Origin of the sequence: Promicromonospora kroppenstedtii DSM 19349, assembly GCF_000515355.1 — a bacterium.
GTDB classification, from domain to species: domain Bacteria; phylum Actinomycetota; class Actinomycetes; order Actinomycetales; family Cellulomonadaceae; genus Promicromonospora; species Promicromonospora kroppenstedtii.
The window spans coordinates 1-4,183 of sequence record NZ_KI911770.1; the positions used below are offsets into that span (position 1 = coordinate 1).

At 72.5% G+C, this 4,183-nt stretch carries 5 protein-coding genes; 4 read left to right on the plus strand and 1 reads right to left on the minus strand.

Annotated features, from left to right (window positions below):
* The coding region (locus tag PROKR_RS30290) for a LacI family DNA-binding transcriptional regulator (RefSeq protein WP_157602899.1) at positions 1-651 on the minus strand (651 nt) is incomplete at its 3' end.
* 138 nt (positions 652-789) lie between these two features.
* Between PROKR_RS30290 and PROKR_RS30295 the strand changes: the two genes are divergently transcribed.
* The 4 genes from PROKR_RS30295 to PROKR_RS30310 all read left to right on the plus strand — a co-directional run bounded on the left by PROKR_RS30295 (position 790) and on the right by PROKR_RS30310 (position 4,175).
* Positions 790-1,107 (plus strand): adenine nucleotide alpha-hydrolase family protein, encoded by a 318-nt coding sequence (locus PROKR_RS30295; RefSeq protein ID WP_036971762.1) that lies wholly within the window; start codon positions 790-792, stop codon positions 1,105-1,107.
* Between the two features lie 254 nt (positions 1,108-1,361).
* Positions 1,362-2,240 (plus strand): ABC transporter permease, encoded by an 879-nt coding sequence (locus tag PROKR_RS30300; RefSeq protein ID WP_036971764.1) that lies wholly within the window; start codon positions 1,362-1,364, stop codon positions 2,238-2,240.
* Positions 2,241-2,304: 64 nt separating this feature from the next.
* Positions 2,305-3,348, plus strand: a complete 1,044-nt coding sequence (locus PROKR_RS30305) for an ABC transporter substrate-binding protein (protein ID WP_245606045.1) — start codon at positions 2,305-2,307, stop codon at positions 3,346-3,348.
* Entirely contained in the window at positions 3,345-4,175 is an 831-nt protein-coding gene (locus tag PROKR_RS30310; protein WP_036971770.1) for an ABC transporter ATP-binding protein, read from the plus strand. The genes PROKR_RS30305 and PROKR_RS30310 overlap by 4 nt, the downstream gene beginning before the upstream one ends.
* The last annotated feature ends 8 nt before the right edge of the window (positions 4,176-4,183 follow it).

The following is a 4,183-nucleotide window of genomic DNA, read 5'->3' on the forward strand; positions in this document are numbered from 1 at the left end:
CGCCCGCAGGCCGAGCTCCCGGGTCGCCTCGCGGAAGGCCCGCCAGCGCATGCCGTCGGCCCAGGACGCCTCCGGCCCGGCCAGGTACGTCAGCCGGGAGTGCCCCAGGCCCGCCAGGTGCTCGACGGCGCGCCGCATCCCCTGGGCGTTGTCGGTCACGACGCTCGGGACGTCCGCCACCACGCGGTTCATCACGACGGTCGGCCGCTGCTTGGCGACGGCGCGGATCGCCGCGTCCGAGAGCCGCGAGGTGGCGAGCACGACGCCCTCCACCAGGGGCAGCGTGCGCTCCAGGGCACGGCGCTCGGCCCCGCTGGACTCGTGCGCGTCCACCACCAGCAGCGTGTACCCCGAGTCGATGGCGGTCTTCTCCGCGCTGCGGATGATCTCGAAGAAGAACGGGTTGGTCAGGTCGGCCACGACGATCGCGAGCAGCGCCGTCCGGCCGTCCGGCATCGCGCGCCCGATCGGGCTCGTCCGGTAGCCGAGCTCGTGGGCGACGCGGCGGATGCGATCCGCCGTGTCCGCGTTGACCCGGCCCGGCCGGGAGAACGCCCGCGAGACCGTCGAGGGCGCGACGCCGGCGGCCTTGGCGACGTCGTAGATGGTCGGTCTGGTCCGAGAGCTCCCTGTTTCGGCAGTTTCGCCCATGCGCGGGGAGCGTACGGCGCGCGACCCGTCGACGGCAACCAATTGCCAAGGACCGGCGCGGGCGTGGCAGGTCCTTGCCTGCCCGGCAAGAGGTGGCAACACCTTGACTGCCCTGGTGCCGCACCCTCGAATGACCGCATGACCATGCGCGCCGCACCAGGGACGAGCCCGCCACCCGGGGACGACGACGAGCCCGGCGACCAGCCGGCGGACGAGGCCGTCCAGGTCGAGGCCGCGGAGAGCGAGCTGCGCCGCCTCGGCCTCGAGGAGATCCGCGTACGCCACCACGGCGATCTCGCCCGGCTCGAGGCCCCGCACCGCGACCTCGCGACCATGACGTCGGAGCCCCTGCGCGGCGAGGTCCTGCGTGCCGTGCGGTCCGCGGGTTTCCGCTCGGTCGCCGTCGACCTGGAGGCCGTCGCCGAGGACGCCGCGACCGACCCGCACGACGGCTGACCCGGCCCCGGTGGCAACCGCGTGCCACCGGGCGCTCGCGGTGGCGGGGCAACAAGTGGCAACTCGTTGTCCGGCCCTGGTGGGGCTCATAGTGTCCCCCGTGAAAAGCGGCTCCAGGCCGGAGCCGCTGACCTGCTCTACCGACCGGCACCTCCGGGACGACGACGTCCGGTGTGCCCTGACCCGCTGCCCCACGGTGTCGACGTCGACCCCGTGCGACGAAACGGAAAGAGCGAACTATGGAGGATCACGCCATGGTGACCACCCAGGAGGCCCGTCCCACGGCGCCGTCCCCGCCCAGGTCCCGGCCGCCCGCCCAGCCTTCCGGCGGGCCGACGGCGGCGAGCCGGGCGCTCTCGCTGCTCGCGGAGTCGTGGCGGCCGGCGGCAGTGCTGCTCGCGCTGTTCGCCGTCTGGTGGTTCGTGGCCTGGCGCGAGCTGGTCCCCGCCTACCTGGTGCCCTCCCCGGGTGCGGTCGCGGAGACCATGGCGGCCGACTGGCCGATGCTCCTGGAGCACACGTGGGTCACCACGCTGGAGACGATCGTCGGGTTCGTGCTCGCGGCCGTGATCGGCGTCGCGGCAGCCGTGCTGCTGGTCTACTCCCGGACGGCCGAGAAGTCCCTCTACCCGCTCATCCTCTTCGCCCAGGTCATCCCCAAGATCGCGATCGCCCCGATCCTGGTCGTCTGGTTCGGGTTCGGCATGACGCCCAAGATCGTCCTGGCCGTGCTCATCGCCTTCTTCCCGGTCGTCGTCTCGGCCGTCGCGGGGCTGCGCTCGGTCGACCCCGAGCTGCTGGAGATGTCCGCGACGATGGGCGCCTCCCGGTGGAAGACCTTCCGCAAGATCCGGTTCCCCGGCGCCCTGCCGCAGCTCATGTCGGGCCTGAAGGTCGCCGTCACGCTGGCGGTCGTGGGCGCCGTCGTCGGCGAGTTCGTGGGCGCCGACCGCGGCCTCGGGTACGTGCTGCTGCTCGCCAGCGGCAACCTCGACGCACCGCTGCTGTTCGCCGACCTGATCCTCATGTCGCTCATCGGCGTGGTCCTGTTCGTCCTGGTCGAGGTGCTCGAACGACTCCTCATCCCGTGGCACGCCTCGCGGCGCGGCAACCTCGCGCTCGCGACCGTCTGATCCCGGCCCAGCAACTTCCGCGTTCCCGCCGCCACCGTGGCGGCACGACCAGAAAGGCTCTCCCATGCGTGGTGCAACGAAGCAGAGACGTGGCGGCAGGATCGCGATGTCGGTGGGCGTGGCGGGCGTCGCGCTCGCGACGGTCGCGGCCTGCGGGCAGACCGCCGGTGGCGGGCCCGCCGAGCAGAACGCCGAGGGCCTGAGCGAGGTCACCGTGACGCTCAACTGGGTGCCGTACGGCGAGCACGCGCCGTTCTACTACGGTGTGGCGGAGGGCATCTTCGAGGACGAGGGGATCGACCTCACGATCCAGCCGGGCAACGGGTCCGGCAACACCGTGCAGCAGGTGGCGCAGCGCAACACCGACTTCGGGTGGGCGGACACGCCGCCGCTCGCGAACGGCATCAGCTCCGGCATGCCCGTGCGCAGCGTCGGCGTGTTCCTGCAGACCGGCCCCAGCTCCGTCGAGTTCTTCGACGACCAGGGGATCACCGAGCCCGCGGACCTCGTGGGCAAGACCGTCGGCGGCACGCCCGGGGACGCCATGTACGGCACGTTCCCGGCGTGGCTGGAGATCAACGGCGTGAACCCGGACGACGTGACCGTGGTCAACGTGGACGCCGCCGGCAAGATCGCCGCGCTGATCGAGGGCAAGGTCGACGCCATCCAGGGCTTCTACCACGACCAGGCGGCGACCATCGAGAACCAGACCGGCAAGGAGGTCTCGGCCCTGCCGTTCTCGGACTTCGGCATGAACATGCTCGGCACCGGCCTGCTGGCGCACGAGGCCACGATCGACGGCGACCCCGAGCTGGTCCAGGCGATGGTCCGGGCGACGTCGAAGTCGTTCCTCGCGGCGTCCGAGGACCCGGACGCCGCCGTCGCCGCGATGGCCGCCGACGCCGAGCAGGCGCCCGACGAGGAGGTGCTGGCTGCGCAGCTCGAGGCGACGATCGGCCTGCTCAACCTCGAGGAGGCCCCCGCGCCCGGCGTGAACACCGAGCAGCAGTGGACCGACACCCTGACGTTCCTCACGGAGAACACCGAGTTCGAGGGCGAGCCGACGCCGGACGCGTACTGGGACGGGACCTTCGGGGAGGGCATGTGACCGCGACGACCGGCCCCACGACCGAGCACGGCGCGGCCGCGCGGGCCGCCGACGCCGAACCGATCATCGAGGTCTCGCACCTCACGCGGCGCTTCACCTCCAAGCGCTCGGAGACCGTGGCGCTCGACGACGTCTCGCTGGCCGTGCTGCCGGGGGAGTTCGTCACGATCGCGGGGCCGTCGGGCTGCGGCAAGTCGACGCTGCTCAAGATCATCGCGGGGCTGACCCTCGCCACCGAGGGGGACGTGCGCCTGTACGGGCGGGCGGTCACCGGACCGCAGCGCGAGATCGGGTTCGCCTTCCAGCGCTCGGCCCTGCTCGAGTGGCGGGGCGTGCGCAGGAACATCCTGCTCCAGGCCGAGATGCGCGGCATGGACCGGCGCCGCGCGGAGGAGCGTGCCGACCACCTGATCGAGCTCACCGGCCTGACCGGGTTCGAGAAGGCGCTGCCGCACGAGCTGTCCGGCGGCATGCAGCAGCGCGTCGCGCTGTGCCGGGCCCTGCTGCACGAGCCCCGGGTGCTGCTGATGGACGAGCCGTTCGGCGCGCTCGATGCCCTGACCCGCGAGCAGATGAACATCGAGATGAACCGGATCTGGCGGGAGACCGGCACCACCGTGGTGCTGGTGACCCACTCCGTGCCGGAGGCGGTGTACCTGGGCAGCCGGATCGTCGTCATGAGCCCGCGGCCCGGCCGCATCGTCGAGACGCTGGAGCCCGGTCTGCCGGAGCGCCGCGAGTACGGGCCGACGCTGGCCGACCCCCGCTTCACGGCGGCGGCCGAGCGCCTGCGCGACCTGCTCGGCGCGAGCCATGCGCCGGAGTGAGGACGCCG